The 18,518-nt window shown below is 35.0% G+C and carries 17 protein-coding genes; 14 read left to right on the top strand and 3 right to left on the bottom strand.

Translation table 11 applies throughout. The features are described from left to right. Positions 1–20: 20 nt before the first annotated feature. Positions 21–1,823 (bottom strand): excinuclease ABC subunit UvrC, encoded by a 1,803-nt coding sequence (gene uvrC / locus ACTB0X_RS03945; protein WP_463023689.1) that lies wholly within the window; start codon positions 1,821–1,823, stop codon positions 21–23. A 127-nt stretch (positions 1,824–1,950) separates the two neighbouring features. On the opposite strand from uvrC, the gene ACTB0X_RS03950 reads away from it, so the two are divergent. From ACTB0X_RS03950 to ACTB0X_RS03995, 10 genes are all read left to right on the top strand, one after another. Next, on the top strand, positions 1,951–2,838 hold the full coding sequence (locus ACTB0X_RS03950; protein ID WP_463023690.1) for a MerR family transcriptional regulator: 888 nt from the start codon (positions 1,951–1,953) through the stop codon (positions 2,836–2,838). 163 nt (positions 2,839–3,001) lie between these two features. Beyond that, positions 3,002–3,505: a sigma-70 family RNA polymerase sigma factor gene (locus ACTB0X_RS03955; protein ID WP_463023691.1), complete on the top strand. Its 504-nt coding sequence runs from the start codon at positions 3,002–3,004 to the stop codon at positions 3,503–3,505. A 10-nt stretch (positions 3,506–3,515) separates the two neighbouring features. After that, positions 3,516–4,988, top strand: coding sequence for a phytoene desaturase family protein (locus ACTB0X_RS03960; RefSeq protein ID WP_463023692.1), 1,473 nt, complete (start codon positions 3,516–3,518; stop codon positions 4,986–4,988). Between the two features lie 4 nt (positions 4,989–4,992). Further along, positions 4,993–5,829, top strand: a complete 837-nt coding sequence (locus ACTB0X_RS03965; protein WP_463023693.1) for a phytoene/squalene synthase family protein — start codon at positions 4,993–4,995, stop codon at positions 5,827–5,829. Position 5,830: 1 nt separating this feature from the next. After that, a complete protein-coding gene (gene idi, locus ACTB0X_RS03970) occupies positions 5,831–6,355 on the top strand; it encodes an isopentenyl-diphosphate Delta-isomerase (protein WP_463023694.1) in 525 nt (174 codons plus the stop codon). 87 nt (positions 6,356–6,442) lie between these two features. After that, positions 6,443–7,135 carry an SDR family NAD(P)-dependent oxidoreductase gene (locus ACTB0X_RS03975; protein WP_463023695.1) on the top strand — a complete coding sequence of 231 codons (693 nt, stop codon included), beginning with the start codon at positions 6,443–6,445 and terminating at the stop codon, positions 7,133–7,135. Continuing rightward, the gene (locus tag ACTB0X_RS03980; protein WP_463023696.1) at positions 7,135–7,749 is read left to right on the top strand and encodes a flavin reductase family protein; all 615 of its coding nucleotides are present in this window, start codon (positions 7,135–7,137) and stop codon (positions 7,747–7,749) included. The genes ACTB0X_RS03975 and ACTB0X_RS03980 overlap by 1 nt, the downstream gene beginning before the upstream one ends. An 11-nt stretch (positions 7,750–7,760) precedes the next feature. Further along, the gene (locus tag ACTB0X_RS03985) at positions 7,761–9,062 is read left to right on the top strand and encodes a cryptochrome/photolyase family protein (protein ID WP_463023697.1); all 1,302 of its coding nucleotides are present in this window, start codon (positions 7,761–7,763) and stop codon (positions 9,060–9,062) included. A gap of 361 nt (positions 9,063–9,423) precedes the next feature. Next, positions 9,424–10,686, top strand: a complete 1,263-nt coding sequence (locus tag ACTB0X_RS03990) for a T9SS type A sorting domain-containing protein (RefSeq protein ID WP_463023698.1) — start codon at positions 9,424–9,426, stop codon at positions 10,684–10,686. 150 nt (positions 10,687–10,836) lie between these two features. After that, entirely contained in the window at positions 10,837–13,683 is a 2,847-nt protein-coding gene (locus tag ACTB0X_RS03995) for a T9SS type A sorting domain-containing protein (protein WP_463023699.1), read from the top strand. Positions 13,684–13,764: 81 nt separating this feature from the next. Here the strand turns inward: ACTB0X_RS03995 and ACTB0X_RS04000 are convergent, their stop codons facing one another. Continuing rightward, positions 13,765–14,220 (bottom strand): SRPBCC family protein, encoded by a 456-nt coding sequence (locus tag ACTB0X_RS04000; RefSeq protein ID WP_463023700.1) that lies wholly within the window; start codon positions 14,218–14,220, stop codon positions 13,765–13,767. Positions 14,221–14,288: 68 nt separating this feature from the next. On the opposite strand from ACTB0X_RS04000, the gene ACTB0X_RS04005 reads away from it, so the two are divergent. From ACTB0X_RS04005 to ACTB0X_RS04020, 4 genes are all read left to right on the top strand, one after another. Further along, positions 14,289–15,737 (top strand): SDR family oxidoreductase, encoded by a 1,449-nt coding sequence (locus ACTB0X_RS04005; protein ID WP_463023701.1) that lies wholly within the window; start codon positions 14,289–14,291, stop codon positions 15,735–15,737. Between the two features lie 69 nt (positions 15,738–15,806). Beyond that, positions 15,807–15,998, top strand: a complete 192-nt coding sequence (locus ACTB0X_RS04010; RefSeq protein ID WP_463023702.1) for a YgaP family membrane protein — start codon at positions 15,807–15,809, stop codon at positions 15,996–15,998. Between the two features lie 17 nt (positions 15,999–16,015). Further along, positions 16,016–16,150, top strand: a complete 135-nt coding sequence (locus ACTB0X_RS04015; RefSeq protein WP_463023703.1) for a DUF2256 domain-containing protein — start codon at positions 16,016–16,018, stop codon at positions 16,148–16,150. Then, positions 16,147–17,559, top strand: coding sequence for a DASH family cryptochrome (locus ACTB0X_RS04020; RefSeq protein WP_463023704.1), 1,413 nt, complete (start codon positions 16,147–16,149; stop codon positions 17,557–17,559). The genes ACTB0X_RS04015 and ACTB0X_RS04020 overlap by 4 nt, the downstream gene beginning before the upstream one ends. On the opposite strand, the gene ACTB0X_RS04025 is transcribed toward ACTB0X_RS04020, so the two are convergent. Then, positions 17,553–18,455: a DUF6252 domain-containing protein gene (locus ACTB0X_RS04025; RefSeq protein WP_463023705.1), complete on the bottom strand. Its 903-nt coding sequence runs from the start codon at positions 18,453–18,455 to the stop codon at positions 17,553–17,555. The genes ACTB0X_RS04020 and ACTB0X_RS04025 overlap by 7 nt on opposite strands. Positions 18,456–18,518: the final 63 nt, after the last annotated feature.

Genomic DNA, 18,518 nt, shown 5'->3' on the forward strand with positions numbered 1-18,518 from the left:
AGCCAAGGACCAATTAAACCCTACTCAGCCTTACTAAAATGCTCATGCACCAACTTGGCTTTACTGAATCCTATAATTTCTTCCAACTCTTTTAATTGTAACTCTTTTACTCGCTTAACGGATTTAAATCGAAGCAATAATTCCTTGGCTGTTTTTTCTCCGATTCCTTTTATTTCAGATAATTCAGATTGTATAGCTCCTTTCGAGCGTCTGTTTCTGTGGTGCGTGATTCCGAAACGGTGCGCTTCATTTCTTAGTTGCTGAATCACCTTTAAACTCTCCGATGTTTTCTTTAAGTAAAGCGGCAACGTATCACCTGGAAAGTAGATTTCTTCCAATCGTTTGGCAATTCCTATGATGGCAATTTTACCTCTCAACTCCAATTTTTCAAGGCTTTTCAAAGCAGCACTTAATTGTCCTTTTCCACCATCTATAACGATGAGCTGAGGTAATGATTCACCTTCTTCCAACAATCGCTTATATCGGCGATAAACTACTTCTTCCATAGAAGCAAAATCATCAGGACCTTCAACGGTTTTTATATTAAAATGACGGTAATCTTTTTTAGCGGGCTTGGCATTTCTGAATACTACACAGGCTCCGACAGGATTACTTCCTTGTATGTTAGAGTTGTCAAAACACTCAATGTGTTTTGGTAAGTCATGTAGTCTTAAATCGGATTTTAATTGTTCTAAAATTCGTTTAGAATGACGCTCAGGATCGACTCGCTCAGCTTGTTTTTTACTTTCTAATCGGTAGAATTTTGCATTGCGTTCAGATAAGTCAAGCAACTTCTTTTTATCGCCTCTTTGTGGAATTGTATAGAAGGAGTTGGGAATGTTAAAATCTAGCTCAAAAGGAATAATGATCTCTTTAGATTCAGATTCATAACGATTTCTCAATTCCAGCATTCCGATGGCAAGTAATTCTTCGTCAGTTTCATCCAACTTTTTCTTCAACTCTACAGTATGTGCCTGAATAATAGCGCCATTTACTACACGCATGTAATTTACAAATCCGGTCTTTTCATCACTTTGAATACTAAATACATCTACATTATTAATGGTCGGACTTACAACTGTGCTCTTATTTTGGAAGGTTTCTAATGCGGTGATTTTTTCTTTTACTTTTTGTGCATTTTCATAATCCAAACTGCCTGCATACCGATGCATGATCTCTTTCAGCTGCTTATTGATTTCCGAAATATTGCCTTTTATAATGCCTCGAACCTCTTTGATCATTTCATTGTATTCGGCCTCCTCCTGCATTCCTTCACATGGCCCTTTGCAGTTGCCAATATGATACTCTAAGCAAACTTTTAGTCTGTGATTATTAATGTTTTCTGGTGAAAGATTAAGTGTGCAATTTCTTAATGGATACAATTGTTTGATTAGTTCCAAAACAGTATACATCATTCGAACTGATGGATAAGGGCCAAAGTATTCAGAACCATCTTTTACTTTATTTCTCGTCGCAAAAACTCGCGGAAATCGTTCATTTTTGATGCAAATCCAAGGAAAGGTTTTATCGTCTTTCAGCAGTACATTATACCGTGGCTGGTATTTTTTGATGAGGTTATTTTCCAGCAAAAGTGCATCCAATTCGGTATCAACTATGATGTATTTGATATCGGCAATTTTCTTCACCAACACCCTAGTCTTTCCACTATCTAGGTGTTTATTGTTAAAGTAAGAATTGACTCTATTTTTTAAGTTTTTTGCCTTGCCTACATAGATGATAGTACCCTCTTTATCAAAATACTGATAAACTCCTGGTTTTTTTGGTGCCGATTGGATGATTTCTTTTAGGGCCTCTTTAGACATACATCAAAATTACGTAGAGAATATCAATTTTGTGAAAAGGTTCAAAATCTATTGTAAATTCGCCATTCAAACATTTTATTAAATCTATTGTTCTTGTATCTAAAGTATATAAATACAGATTTTTCAAATGGCGAAGTACAACATCAAAGATCTGGAACAGATCACTGGAATTAAAGCTCATACTATTCGTATTTGGGAAAAGAGATATAATTTAATACATCCGAATAGAACCGAGACCAACTTTAGAACATACAATGATGAACAGCTTAAAAAGTTGCTGAACATTGCTATTTTGAACCGTTCGGGATTGAAAATTTCCAAAATTGCATTATTAGAACAGGAAACCATTGCACAAAAGGTAGCTGACTACCTGAATACAGATACGAATACTGTAAAAAAAATAGACAGTTTACTTCAACCCTTAATGGATTTAGATGAAGTCGATTTTATTCAAAAAGTCGATAGGTTTATTGCTGAGTCAGGTATGGAGTCTGCAATGACTGAAATAGTTTATCCTTTTCTACACAAAGTGGGGTCGCTTTGGTTATCCGATACTATTTCTCCCGCTCAAGAGCATTTTGTAAGTAATATTATACGCCATAAGTTGATATCAGAAACAGAAAAGTTTACTTTTTTATCTCCGAATCATAAGACCTTTTTACTTTATCTGCCTGAACACGAAATGCATGAATTGAGTTTGCTGTTCTCTAACTACCTTATCCGAAAAAGAGGTCATAAGGCAATTTACTTAGGACAGTTTGTTCCTTTTGCGGATATTCAGCGTGTTTGTAAGAGTCATCCATCAATTGATTGCATTGTTAGTGCACTTACAGCTCCATTTCCTGACACTGATTTACAAGGATATATAGATGCGTTATCCAAGGAGGGAAAAGGGAAAACCATTGTATTATCAGGTTTTCAGGTCCAATACAATCCTTTAAAATTGCCAAGTAATGTAAAGACATTTAAGAAAGTGAATGGATTTATAAAGTTCTTGGATACTAGTTTTGTTTAATTTATTTTAATTATAATTAAACACTTTAACTTATTTTTAATTAATTACTTAGGTGTGTTTTTGTGCTTTTTTTAATAAAAATTAGCAAAAAAAATATGTTCAATTGTAATTTGCGTTTAACTAAAGCATACATTTGTTAAACAAAAAATTTAATAATTGAGCTATGACAGCAATAGAGTTTAACAATCAAATTATTTCGTTACAGAACCCATTAAAGTATTTTGCATTAAAACTAACTGCAGACCAAGAGGACGCGAATGATTTATTGCAAGAAACTTTGCTAAAAGCGCTCCGATATAGAGATAAGTTTGTTGATCCAACAAACTTAAAAGCTTGGATGTACACTATAATGAAAAATACGTTTATCAATAATTATAGAAGAATTTCTCGCCAGAAAACTATAATTGATACTACTGAAGAATCCTATTTTTTAAATATTTCAAAAGAATCTGCTTCAGAAACACCTGATTCGGCTTTGAGATATGAAGAAATAAAGAGAGAGGTAGATCGATTAGATGACGACGTTCGAATTCCTTTTGATATGCATAACAGTGGTTTTAAATACAAAGAGATTGCTGATGAGTTGAATATGCCCATTGGAACAGTAAAAAGTAGAATATTTTTGGCAAGAAAAAAATTAACATCTGCTTTAGAGGATTACGCTTAGATTTGAATGCATGAGTAAGCGAATAGCAATAATAGGTTCAGGGTTTTCATCGTTATCAGCTTCTTGTTATCTGGCAAAAGCTGGATACAGCGTGGATGTATTTGAAAAGAATGAACAAACTGGAGGTCGGGCTCGTCAGTTTTCTGAAGATGGGTTTACTTTCGATATGGGGCCTAGTTGGTATTGGATGCCTGATGTTTTTGATAAATTTTTCGCAGATTTTGGTAAAAAGGTTTCTGATTATTACCAATTACTTCGGTTAAATCCATCTTATACCGTGTATTTTCAAGATGGGGAAAAATGGGAAATCCCTGCAGATTATAATGAGTTTAAAACCCTTTTAGAGTCTAAAGAATCTGGATCAGGTGATCAATTGGATAAATTTATTGCCGATGCAAAATATAAATACGAAGTTGGAATTAATGATCTAGTCACTAAACCTTCATTGTCATTTACTGAATTTATTGATTGGAGAGTGATTGTTGGATCTCTTAGATTGAATTTATTTAGCTCCTTTAGCGATCATGTTAGGAAGTACTTTAAACATCCAAATATTATAGAGCTGATGGAGTTTCCTGTTTTATTCCTAGGAGCGAAGCCATCTAAAACTCCAGCTCTTTATAGCTTAATGAACTATGCAGATATTTCTTTAGGGACTTGGTACCCGCAGGGAGGAATGTATAATATCGTCTCTGCGATGACTAAATTGGCTGAAAGTTTAGGCGTTAAATTTCATGTTAATCATACTGTTTCTAAGGTTTCAGTTGAAAATGGTATTACAAAAGGAATTGTTGTTAATAATGGATTTTTACCTTTTGATGCAGTAGTCGGAGGGGCGGATTATCATCATGTAGAGCAACATCTTTTGGAAGAGAAGTATCGTAAATACGATGAAAAATATTGGGAAACTCGAACAATGGCGCCATCAAGTTTGATTTACTATTTAGGATTTGATAAGAAAATAGAAGGCCTGACTCATCACAATTTATTTTTTGATGAATCATTTAATGACCATGCGGTAGAGATTTATGACACTCCTCAATGGCCTAAAAAACCACTATTTTATGTTTCTTGTCCTTCAAAAATTGATAACTCGGTTGCACCTGAAGGAAAAGAAAATATTTTTATTTTGATTCCAACGGCACCTGATATGAAAGAAAGTAAAGAATTGTTGGATAAATATTTAGAAGATGTATTGACAAGAATAGAGCGACTATTGAAAGTTGAAATTAAACAACACATCATTTTCAAGCGTTCTTATGGGTATACCGATTTCGTTAGTGATTATAATTCCTTCAAAGGAAATGCTTACGGATTGGCAAATACGCTGAAACAAACAGCTATTTTTAAACCATCTATGATTAATTCAAAAGTAAAAAACCTATTTTATACAGGTCAATTGACCACTCCAGGACCGGGAGTGCCTCCATCTATCATTTCTGGAAAGGTCGTTTCAGAATTAATTCAGAAAAAAGTAAATTAGACACATGAAGGCACTATACGATAAATCATCTTTTAAGATTAGTAAGTTGATTACTAATACATATAGTACTTCTTTTTCCATTGGAATTTATGTTTTAGATCGAAAAATTCATCAACCTATCTACTCTATTTATGGTTTTGTAAGGTTGGCCGATGAAATTGTAGATTCTTTTCATGATTACGATAAGCTACAATTATTGCACGAGTTTAAAAAGGATACTTATAAAGCTATTGATGAGAAGATTAGTTTGAACCCAGTATTGCACTCTTTTCAAGATGCTGTGAATGAATATGGTATTGAAAAGGAATTAATTGAGGCATTTTTACATAGTATGGAAATGGACTTGTCTCAAAAAGTATTCGATCAAGACAGTTTTGAAAAATATATTTTGGGCTCAGCCGAGGTGGTTGGATTAATGTGTTTACGGGTTTTTTGTCAAGGAGACGATGAACAATATCAGCACCTCAAACCTTCAGCTATGAAATTGGGAGCTGCTTTTCAGAAAATAAATTTCTTGAGAGATTTGAAGCAAGACTATAAAGACATGGGAAGAAGTTACTTTCCAAATGTGGATCTAGCTACTTTTAATGAAGCTTCTAAAAGAGAAATAGAAGCAGACATAGAGCAAGACTTTAAGGAAGCATATGTTGGAATTAAACAATTGCCCAAAAATTCTCGACTAGGGGTTTATACTGCCTATGTGTATTATTATGCACTGTTTAAAAAAATTCAGAATACACCGCCATCTATCATTTTGGATAAGCGTGTTCGTATTCCAAACAATAAAAAATATGGATTGTTATTAAGTTCATATATCAAGCACAGTTTTAATATTTTATAGATTGGGAAAGTTTGTACTGTTAGTAGATCAATCGGATAACCAGATCGGAGTTATGGAAAAGATGGAAGCCCATGAAAAAGGGTTGCTACATCGTGCTTTTTCTATTTTCATTTTCAATGATCAAAATCAGATGATGATTCATCAGCGGGCTCTGGATAAATATCACTCTCCTGGTTTGTGGACAAACGCCTGTTGCAGTCATCAGCAGCCTGGTGAAACGAGCAATCAAGCGGCACATCGTAGATTGATGGAGGAAATGGGTTTCGACTGTGACCTGAATAAAGAATTTGAATTTATATACCGAGCAGAGTTTTCTAATGGATTGGTAGAACATGAATACGATCATGTATTGATTGGCCATTTTAACGATTCTCCAAATCCCAATCCGATTGAGGTTAATGATTGGAAATGGATCGATTTAGATGTTTTGGAGACTGATATTTCTGAGAATCCAGAAAATTATACTCCTTGGTTTTTGATCAGTTGGGAGAAAGTCGTTAAAAATAGATTAGAAAAAAGAGCATAACCCCCCTCAGAAGCGTTTAGTTTTTTCCATAAAAATCCTTACAGATAAACATTTAGTACATTTTTTTGTTTCGATAAAAAAAGAGAAATGGATAAAACATATCTAATTGTAGGAGGAACCTCCGGAATAGGGAATAAAATCGTAGAAGATTTATCAAAACAAGGCCATAAAATAATTGTAGCTGCGCGAGAAAATAAAAACTTAGAAGGATTTGATAATGTTACTTTTCAGCAAATCGATGTACTGAATTCTTTTGAATTGAACCTACCAGAGCAATTAGATGGTGTGGTTTACTGTCCGGGTTCTATCAACCTAAAGCCCTTCCATCGATTAAAAACAGAGGAATTCGTGAATGAATTACAATTGAACTCCATTGGAGCAACAAAGGTTATTCAGCAAGCATTACCTGCATTGAAGAAAGCAGAGACTGCATCTATCGTCCTATTTAGTACCGTTGCTGTTCAAACAGGATTGACTTTCCACACTTCGGTAGCAATGGCGAAAGGGGCACTTGAAGGTTTCGGTAGAGCGTTGGCCTCAGAGTTAGCTCCGAAAATTAGAGTGAATTTAGTTGCACCTTCATTAACTGATACCCCATTAGCAAATAGTCTGTTATCCTCTGATGAAAAGCGAAAAGCAAATGCAGACAGACATCCATTAAAGAAAATTGGAACCACTAAAGATATTGCTGATGCAGCAATTTTCTTATTGACCGATAAATCATCATGGATTACTGGTCAGGTGTTGCATGTTGATGGAGGAATGGGTAGTTTAAAGTAATGAAAAAGTCATTCACAAAGTTAGAAATCGAAAACCTAGAACAGCGGTACAGAGCTAACCTTATCAATTCAATTGAGGGGTTTAAAGCCTTGAATTTAGTAGGAACCATCAACAAAAATGGGATTACCAATTTGGCACCTTTCAATTCTATTTTTCATATTGGAGCAAATCCACCATTGATTGGAATGGTATCACGACCAGATTCTGTAGACCGACATACACTTAAAAATATTAGAGATGCGGGTAAATATACGTTGAACCATGTTAATGAGTCGATTTATAAACAAGCACATCAAACTTCTGCACGGTATGATAGAGGGATTTCTGAGTTCAAAAAAGTTGGATTAACAGAACAATACATGGATGGGTTTCCTGTTCCATTTGTAAAAGAAAGTACTATAAAAATTGGGCTAGAACTAAGGGAAATTAAGCCAATTGAATTAAACGGCACTTATATTATCATTGGAGAAATTATGTTCATTGAGTTGGAAAACAATCAAATTTCAGAAGATGGTTTTATAGATATTCAACAGCATGGAAGTATTACGGTGGTTGGGTTAGACGCGTATTATAAAACTACTTTATTGGAACGATTGCCCTACGCCAAACCATAACTCCTTAAGACATGAAGATGAATAAAGTGGCCATATTTTGGTTTAGAAGAGATTTAAGGTTAAATGATAATGCAGGATTGTATCATGCGCTTTCAGGAGATGTTCCGGTGCAGCCTATTTTTATATTTGATGAAGAAATCTTGTCTGATCTTAAGGATAAGAAAGATGCGAGAGTGAGTTTTATTCATCAAGAATTGACTGCGATAAACGAATCTTTAAAAACGAAAGGCAGTAGTTTGAAAGTGTATCATGGCAAACCGAAAGAAATTTGGGAAAAAGTTGTGACTGACTTTGAAGTTGCTTCTGTTTATTGCAATCGAGATTATGAACCTTATGCAAAAGAACGAGATAAATGGGTGGAAGGATTTCTAAAATCAAAAGGAGTCACTTTTAATACCTTTAAAGATCAGGTGATACTTGAACCGGGAGAGGTGCTGAAAGATGACGGAACGCCTTATTTGGTATTCACTCCATTTAGTAAAAAGTGGAAAGCAGCACTTCAGAAAAATCACCTTGATTCCTATTCATCTGCACTTCGATTTGAAGGATGGAATCCATCTAAATTTGAGTTTCCGTCATTAAATGATATTGGTTTTGCGCTGACAGATATAGAGCTTCCCAAGTCTAACTTACAAGACAGTACATTAGAAACGTATGCTGATGAACGAGACTTTCCAGGAAAAGATAGCACTTCAAGGTTAGGAATTCACCTAAGATTCGGGACGGTTTCCATTCGTGAAATAGCTTCAAGGGCAAAAGATAAAAGCGAGGTATTTTTAAGTGAACTAATTTGGCGCGAATTCTTTATGACCATATTGAGTTATTATCCCGATGTAGTTTCGAATAATTTCCATCGTAAGTACGACGCTGTAAAATGGCGAAATAATGAAGAAGAGTTTAAAAAGTGGTGCGAAGGAAAAACAGGCTACCCGTTAGTTGATGCTGGAATGCGAGAACTGAATGAAACAGGATTTATGCACAACCGAGTAAGAATGGTGGTGGCAAGTTTTTTGACCAAACATTTACTAATAGATTGGAAATGGGGAGAGGCCTATTTTGCTGAAAAGTTATTGGATTATGAACTTTCTGCCAACAATGGAAATTGGCAATGGGCAGCTGGTACTGGTGTAGATGCAGCGCCTTATTTTCGAGTTTTTAACCCATCCGAACAAATTAAACGATTCGACAAAGACTATAAATACATCAAAAAATGGGTGAAGGAATGGAATACAGAAAAATACCCAGAACCAATGGTAGAGCATAAAATGGCTAGAAATAGAGCATTGGAAACCTACAAAAGTGCGTTGAATTAAAAAATAGTAATTGATTCCGAAGGATCATTTGCAACTAATTACCAGTTGTCATTAGAATTAGCCTTTTATATTTTTTAACAAGTTCAATCCTAAATTAATATTAAATTTGGCGAGTCTTTTCCCAAGATACTATTAAATTGAATTATTAACCTACTTGTATATTCAAGTAAAAACTTTTTAACTATTAGGGGTAAATTTTCAAGATTTTCACCTCGAAACATCAGTTTACTTATTTCAAAATTACAATACACGAAGTGATAAAACCTATTCAGGTTTTATTGGTTAGTGAACTATCAATAATTTTTATTAATCATAGAATAGAGTAATAATTAAGTTAAACTCTATCTCAAAACAATTCATTATGAACAAAAACTATCTTTTAAATGCTGCCTTTTCATTATTTCTTATAGGCGGAGCTTCATTAACTAGTACAGCTCAATTGCAGGTTGCACCTAACAATCCTACTATTGTTAATGATTTAAAATTGAATAAAAGTGCCAATACATACAACAAATCTTTGGCTGTTTGTGGAACTGATACTGTAGATTATCCTTTAAGAAAAGCTACAGGACTTTCTGCTTTAAGTATTAATAACGCTACTTCTGCTTCTGAAGCGGGTCAGTACTACAATGCTTCGGATTCAATTACAGTAAGTGGATTTGACTTTTTTGCATGGAAAAGTAATGGAACAAATGGAGCTACAATTACTATTAACGCCTCAATTTATCTTGCAGGTACAGATTCATTACCTACAGGTGCACCTTTAGCTACTAAGGCTATCACAATTGATACTTCTGGAGCTGGTACATTGGCTGGGTCATTTAAGTCTGTTGCTTTTACTACTCCAGTAATAGTTACACAACCTTATATTTTAATTGTATCTAATAATTCTGCAACTCCTGTATCTATGATTAGCAATTCTTACACCGCAGGAAATGGTGGTTTTGAAGATTTGTCTATTTTGAAGATTGGAGCTAATTATTTAAGAGGTTCGGTAGTTAGTGTAGGTGGTCTTTCATTTAATGCAGATTTCTTGTGTCACCCACATGTAGATTATGACTTAAATACTGACTTTGTTTTGAACCCTGATAGTTTGTACTCAGTACCTGCAACTATTAGTGTAACAAATAGTTCTTCTCCTGTTATTAATGACAGAATGTATAACTTCAACGTTGCTCTTGGTAATAGTATTTCAAACCATACTTATGATTTTGGTAATGGTGGTGGAGCAGTTGGAGTTACTGATTCAAATGTAGTATACAATACACTTCAAAACTATACCGTTTCATTGAATGATACGATCCGTCAATACAATGGTTCGTTTTGTGTATCTACTGAAACAAAATTATTAGCTGTAGGGAAAATCACAAGCCTTTCTGAATTAGAAGCGAATGCAAATGCATTTGCAGTTTACCCTAATCCTACTAACGGTAACCTTACAATTGAAATGAATAAGTTTGCCAATAGCCAAGAAAGAGTTTTTATTTATTCAATTGATGGAAAGTTAGTTTATCAATCAGCAATCTCTTCTGCTAAAATGAATGTTGACGTTTCTGATTTGGATAACGGAATTTATTCAATTAGAATTGGAAATAGAACAGAGCGTTTAGTTGTAACTCACTAATCGTATTCTCAATAAATTTAGAAGCCTTGAACATTGATGTTCAGGGCTTTTTTTATGGAGAGTCTTCAAATGTTAAATGTTTTATAACAACTCTATTTTGGCAACTATTTCAATATATATCTCGTCTTAAGGTTTTAAAAACTATTAATTATGAGAAATTTATTACCTAGTAAAAGGCTAAAAGGACTTGCTGTCGCATTAGCTAGTACTGCTTTAGTGGCTTCATCGTCACTATTTGCGCAATCCGAGTCTATCGATGGGCTTGTGATTAATCCAACTTCAAAAGGGTTTTCAAACAACTTTAGTAAGTCTGCTTTAAATCCATTTTTAACAGTTAACATTGGCGACTCGTTGCAGAAGTTCCAAGCAGGATCTGTTAAAGATGGCAATGCTGGAGTTACTTATTTAAATGGACAATTTTGGGTTTCTAAATGGGCTTCGGATTCTATCTTTACCATGAATGCTCAAGGGCAGGTTACTTCAAAGTTTACTATTCCCGGTGTGACAGGTATTCGTTCAATTACTACAGATGGTACTTCTTTATACATGGGTGCTGCTGGAGCTTCAATTTTTGTAGTGAATCCCGTTACAAAAACTAGAACTTCAACGATTGCAATCACTGGAACAACTGTGGGTGCAAGAATGTGTGCTTACGATCCGACAGCTTTTAGTGGTGCAGGTGGTTTCTGGCTAGGAAACTTTACTTCCGATGTAGTATTGGTAAGTAAGACTGGTGTTGCTTCAACTGTTATCCCAATGGCTACGCATGGGGTTTCTGCTATTTACGGTGGAGCTGTGGATACTGTTACGGCAGGTGGTCCTTATCTTTATTTGTTTAATCAAGGCGCAACTGGTGCTTTAGAACTAGCAAGAATAGATGTAATTTCTATTCCTTCTGGAACTCCAACTGGTATTTTTTACGCAGTAACACCTGATTTAATTGGATTTCAACAACCAACTGCTGGACCAATTGCAGGTGGTTTATTTATTACTGATCAATACAATACATCTAACTTACAGGTTTTTGGTGTAATGCAAGGAACTCCTGATATATTATTTGGATACAATACAGTAGTACCAAATTGTTTGAATCCTAGATTACCTGTTGCTTCAAATCCTACAACAACAAGTATTGATTTAAACTGGACTTCGGGTGGTGCTACGATTTGGAACATTGAGTACGGTCCTGTTGGTTTTGCATCTGGTACAGGAACTAAAGTTTCAAATATAACAGCTAAGCCATATACGTTAACCGGATTAACCGCTTCAACTCCTTATGAATTTAGAGTCGAAGATAGTTGTAGTGCAGGGAATAATAGCTTCTGGTCAGTTAAAGGAAGATTTGCTACCACTTGTCCTGTAGCTGTAGCTCCTTACACACAAAACTTTGGTTCAGCTACTTTTGATCCTTGCTTAAGCAACTATTCTACGTCTAATGAATTGTGGGTGCTTTCACAGGCATACTCACCAACTATTGGTGGTGGTCATGGGCCTTCAACTGATAATAGTGGAACTGGATTTTTTGCTTACGTAGACGATTCTGAAACTCCATCTTCTTCTGACGTAACGCTGCAAATGCCTGACATCGATATTAGTGGGTTAACAAATCCTGAATTAGAGTTCTTTCATTATAGTGATCGAGAAACTGGTTCAAGAAACGCTACGCTTTATGTAACTGTAGAATATGGATCTACTTTGGATACTGTATTTACTGATTCAGTGAACACAAATGGTTGGAAAAGAAATAAAGTTGACTTATCACCATTTGGATCTTTTGCTACAATTAAGATTCGATTTGTAGTTGATGAAACAAATGGTACTTTCTACGATGATATCGCAATTGATGATATTTCTGTAAAGAACGCTGCATCATATGAGGTAGAATTATTAGCTACAAATAGATTATCAGAGTACACAAGGTTGCCATTTAATCAAACGGATTCCATTGTTTTCGCTGCAATTGCCGGAAATATAGGAGCAGATACATTGAGAAATGTAAAAGTGAATTATACCGTTAAAAGAAATGCAACAGTAGTATATAGAGATAGTTCTTCAATAGCTAAATTAGCTCCTGGTGCTAACAATACTTTCGTAAAAGTGGCCAATTATGTTCCAACAGTGTTAGGTTCTTACACTGTAGACTATTTAGTTTCTCACGCTAACGTTGACGCTAACTTAACAAACAACTCAAATTCATCTGATACATTGATTGTAACTGATACAACAATGGCTAGAGACAATGGTATTGCTACTGGTTCATTAGGAATTGGTTCAGGTGCAGGAGGAGAGTTAGGTTCTGTTTATGAGATTAATAAAAGCGATACATTAACTTCTGTTTCTGTTTATATCTTAAATGGTGGCGGGGTAATGACTAACCAACCGCTAAGCGCTCAAGTTAGAAACTTTACAAATGGAATCCCTGGAAGTATCATTGCTACAACAGATACAATGATTTATACCAATACGGGAGCTTCTTACGCTACTTTGACGTTTAATAATGCAGGTGGATATGTAATTCTTCCTGCTGACTCTTTCTTTGTAGGTGTAGAAGAGCAAGATTCTAACGTGACTATTGGAACGACTGCAACTAAGTTTATTGCGAACACTAATTTTGTAATTTTTGGAGCTAATCCTTGGAGACCTAACGAGGTAGTTAACCCAGCACTTGCATTAACTTATTTGATTCGTCCAAACTTTGGAAAACCAAGGACTGTTATTATCGGAACGAATGAAATTTTAAGTGCTACTTCCGCAATTAAAGTATATCCAAACCCTTCAAACGGATTCATTACGTTAAACATAACTGATGAAAACAAGATTGGAAACGTTCTAGTTGAGGTATATGATATTACTGGAAAAGTGGTTTACAATAACAATTTCTCAGGTGCAAATTCTGTACAAGAGCAAATTGATTTGTCAAGCTTAAACAATGGAATGTATTTCTTGAGAACAAACATCAACGGAAAGAATACCATTCAAAAAGTGACCATCAAATAAGTCAACTTTTATTAGCATACGAAAGGGCGAAATCAATTCTGATTTCGCCCTTTTTTATGTTTAAATCGGTTTTATTGTCAATTAGAATTTTCCAAACAACTCCTCCACTTTTTTCTCTCTATAATCAAAGATTTCTTTCAGTTTTCCTCGAACTAAAATAGGTTCTACAGCTCTTCCTATCGGGCCTAACGGCAAAACGTAATCAACAGTGTCAATCATCTCTACACCGCCCTCAATGGCTTTAAAATGGTGTTGATGGTGCCAAATAGTATATGGCCCTACTCGCTGCTCATCCACAAAGAACTTTTTATCCTCAATGTGAGTGATTTCTGTCATCCAACCAATCGGGATACCCAAAAGTGGCTTTACTTTATAAGTGATTACCATTCCCGGATACATCTTTTCAGGTAGCTCACAAGTGATATCAAATCCCATGTAGTCTGGTGTGATTTCTTTCAAGTTTTGTGGAGATGAGAAAAAATCCCAAGCTTTGTCTAGCGAAATTGGTAGTCGACTAATTCGTTTTAATCTATGCATGTTTTGTAATTTACAGTTTCATACAAACAATCATCTATAGGTGTTTGTTTAACTAAAAAAGAATCATTTTGAAAATTCTACTCACTGGTGCCAATGGATATATTGGAAAACGATTGTTGTCAAGCCTAACACAAGATGGACATCAGGTGTATGCTGTTGTTCGTGATAAAAGTAGAATCACTATCAATGAGTCCATAAAAGAGAATGTAACTATTTTTCAGGCAGATTTCCTGCAAGAATCCTCTTTGGAGAACTTGCCTCTGGATTTTGACGTGGCTTATTTCTTAATTCACTCCCTTTCGTCCACTTCAGGTGACTTTCAAGAAATGGAACAACAGACTGCTGAAAATTTTAAGAACTATATAGATCGATCACAGGCGCAGCAAATTATTTATTTGGGAGGAATTTCAAATGATTCTGACCTATCGAAACACTTAAGCAGCAGAAAAAGTGTTGAAGAGGTGTTGCAACAGTCTAAAGTTCCGACGACCGTAATTCGAGCTGCTATTGTAATTGGTTCGGGTGGTCCAAGTTTCGAAATTATTCGAGATTTAGTTGAAAAGCTCCCATTTATGATTGCTCCAAAATGGCTAAATACTAATTGTCAGCCAATTGGAGTTAGGAATGTCATTGAATACTTAAGCCGTACTGCTTTAAATCAAAAAACATATCACAATACATACGATATTGGAGGTCCTGATATTTTGACGTATAAGCAAATGCTTCTTGAATTTGCCAAGGTTCGCGGAATGAAAAGATACATTTTGACAGTGCCAGTTTTCAGCCCTCGAATTTCATCCTATTGGTTGTATTTCGTCACCTCAACATCTTACCATTTGGCTGTCAATTTAGTGGACAGTATGAAAAATGAAGTTATCGTTAAGAACGACTTACGAGAAATTATTAAAATTGATTTGTTTACTTATTCTGAAGCTGTTCAGTTGGCCTTCAAAAGAATAGAGCAAAACATGGTGGTTTCGTCATGGGTGGATTCTGATCAATTTGTACATCCTGAATCTTCACTGAATGATTATATTGAAGTGCCCCAAAATGGGACATTTGAAGATGTAAAAATAGAAGAGTTTGAAAAGAGTCAGTTGGAACGAGTGAAACGAAACATTTGGTCCATTGGAGGAAACAGAGGTTGGTATTATGGAAACTTTTTGTGGAGAGTAAGGGGACATATGGATAAATTGGTTGGAGGAGTAGGATTAAGAAGGGGTAGACGCAGTCCAACCGATATTTTTGCCGGAGATTCTTTGGATTTTTGGAGAGTGTTATTGGCCGATGAAACCAATGTAAGATTGTTGTTGTACGCTGAGATGAAATTACCTGGAGATGCATGGCTAGAGTTTAAAATTGTGCCGAAAAAGAACGATTCCAATATTTACTGTTTAGTCCAAACAGCGACTTTTCGTCCAAAAGGATTAGCTGGTCGATTGTATTGGTATTCTGTTTTGCCTTTTCATGGTTTTATCTTCAAAAACATGGCAAAAAGGATCATTTCTGCCCAATAAGTTTCATTTTATTAAAAAAATGGATACATTCTGTAAAAATTAGATACAATGTTTGGATTCAAGAAAAATATGGGGCTCCTAGATCGAATTCTACGATTTTTGATGGCCTTCGCGACATTTTATTTCACATATACCAAGATGGAATCTGTTTCAGGAGTAATTATTTTCACGCTCCTTGGGGTCTTCTTTCTTATTGTTGGGCTTGTTGGGCGTTCACCGCTCTATAAGTTATTAGGCACATACTCTGATGATCGTCCTTAAAACAAATACCCTCTGCATTGGTTAAGAAAGGAAATTTGCCACAAAAAATATGTGCCACTTGTCAAAAACCATTTTCATGGCGAAAGAAATGGGAACGAAACTGGGAGAGTGTCCTTTACTGTGGAGAGAAATGTAGAAGAAATAAGAAATGAGTACAGCAATAGTATGGTTCAGAAACGACCTCAGGGTACATGATAATGAAGCCTTATTTAAGGCAACAGAGAAGTTTGATCAAGTTATTCCGTTTTATTGTTTTGAAGAGGCTTTCTTTCAGAAAACTAGATTTGGCTTTCCAAAAATAGGAACGCATCGTGCACGATTTCTAATTGAAAGTGTACAAAACCTCAAAGAAAATATTCAAAAGCTAGGAAGTGATTTAGTGGTTAGAACAGGGAATCCTATCAAACACTTAATAGAGTTAGCTAAAGATAGTCAAGCAACTGCTATATTTTGCCACAAAGAAATCACAGAAGAAGAAGTCAAGAATGAGAAGCAATTGGCAAAGTTGTTTAAGGGAGAAATTACCTACTTTTTTGGTGCAGCATTATACCATCCCAACGATCTTCCATTTAAAATGGAAGAAATTCCTAAAGTATTTACTCCTTTCAGGAAATTGATAGAGCAGAAATCTAAAGTGAGAGCTTGTTTTTCAATTCCAGAAAAAATCAAACAACTTCCTTCTCAAATTTTTATGGGTCAGATTCCTCTTTTGGAGGATTTTGGAATAGATTCCCTTGAAAGGGATCCTCGTGAAGTATTTCCATTTCAAGGAGGAGAAGATGAAGCGATGCGCCGTTTAAACCATTATTTTTATGATAGCAGGGAGCTTAGTCAGTACAAAGAAAAAAGGAATGGATTAATAGGAGCTAACTATTCAAGTAAGCTTTCAGTTTGGTTATGGAATGGCTGTATTTCGCCACGAAGAATATATTGGGAAGTAAGAAATTATGAGCAACTAGTAGAAGCGAATGATTCCACTTATTGGCTTATATTCGAATTAATTTGGAGGGATTATTTTAAATATATCGCAATTAAATACGGGAATAGAATTTTTCAAAAAAACGGGATTCAAAATCAATTTTATCAATATAAAGACAATATTGATTTGGTTAAAGCTTGGACTACTGGACAAACCGGAGTTCCATTTATTGATGCCAACATGCGAGAATTAAATGCAACAGGCTTCATGAGCAATAGAGGGCGACAGAATGTTGCTTCCTTCTTAGTTAAAGAGTTGCAGCTAGATTGGAGAATAGGAGCAGAATACTTTGAATCGGTGTTATTAGATTATGACGTTTGCAGCAATTATGGAAATTGGATGTATATAGCTGGTGTGGGAAATGATAGCAGAGATCGATACTTTAATATTATTTTACAAGCTAAAAATTATGATCCTGATGGTGAGTATGTAAAGCTATGGATTCCTGAACTAGGTATACTTGAAAAAAAAGTGGTCCATCACCCGTGGACCACTCAAAATACTTTATTTAATCAACTGGAAGGTATTGAATATCCCAAAATGGTAATACCTCCGCCCACTTATTGGGAAAAGCACTATTGAATAGCAGCTTCAAATTTCCCATCAGTTACTTTCAATGTATCTGAGTTAAGGTTTACCGCCTGAAAGTTAAATGTTCCTACAGCGATTTTGGCAACAGTATCTATCTTGGTTACATCAATTGATCCATTAATTGCGTCGTAATTATCTTCGAAAGGATCTTGATTGGAAGATAAATTTGCATAATACTGAGCAGAGACATCAATACCGTCAACATTAAAAGTTCCAACTTTTATTTTATCATTGAATAAAATCTTCAATGACTTACTCACCCCACTGCTTGATCCATCAATCTGACTAATTTGAATTCCATTATAGGAAGCATTTGTTTGAACACAAAAATAAGACTCGAATTTAATTCCATCTATTTTGGCAGTCATTGTCCCTAAATTAACATCTGGACCTTTTAATACTTTTACATTAGAAAAAATACCATTATTAATACGAATGGTATCTTTCGTATTAATATCTTGTACTAATCCACTTAGAGTTCCTGTAATAGTTCTATTGACTGCATCGAATGAATTGATTTTAATTTCCATATTAGGAACTGGTACGAAAGCACTGGAATATATCCCAAGAACTCCGTTATTCACATATATACTAACATTATTTAAACCGTTGTCTATAGTTTTATAAACCCCAGGAGTTAAAGAACTAGTCAAAACAACAATTTTATACATCCCTTTTACACCTTCTAGATTTAGAAAGCCACTTGACTCAACACTAGTTGTTATATCAAATACATAAGTTGTGCTATCTAGATCAGCTTGAAAGTTTTGAGGCTGACTTGGAGTTTTATTGAAAAGTGGATTTGGAGTTAGATTGGTTTCTTTCTCACAAGATGTAAATGTTAATACGCACGCAAGCGAATAAATAGTAAGCAATAAATTTTTCATTTTTCTTAGTTTTTTAGACTTGCAAAGGTTATAATAAATTCTCTCTGAAAGTTAAAAGTTAAG

The organism is Acidiluteibacter sp., from assembly GCF_055129545.1.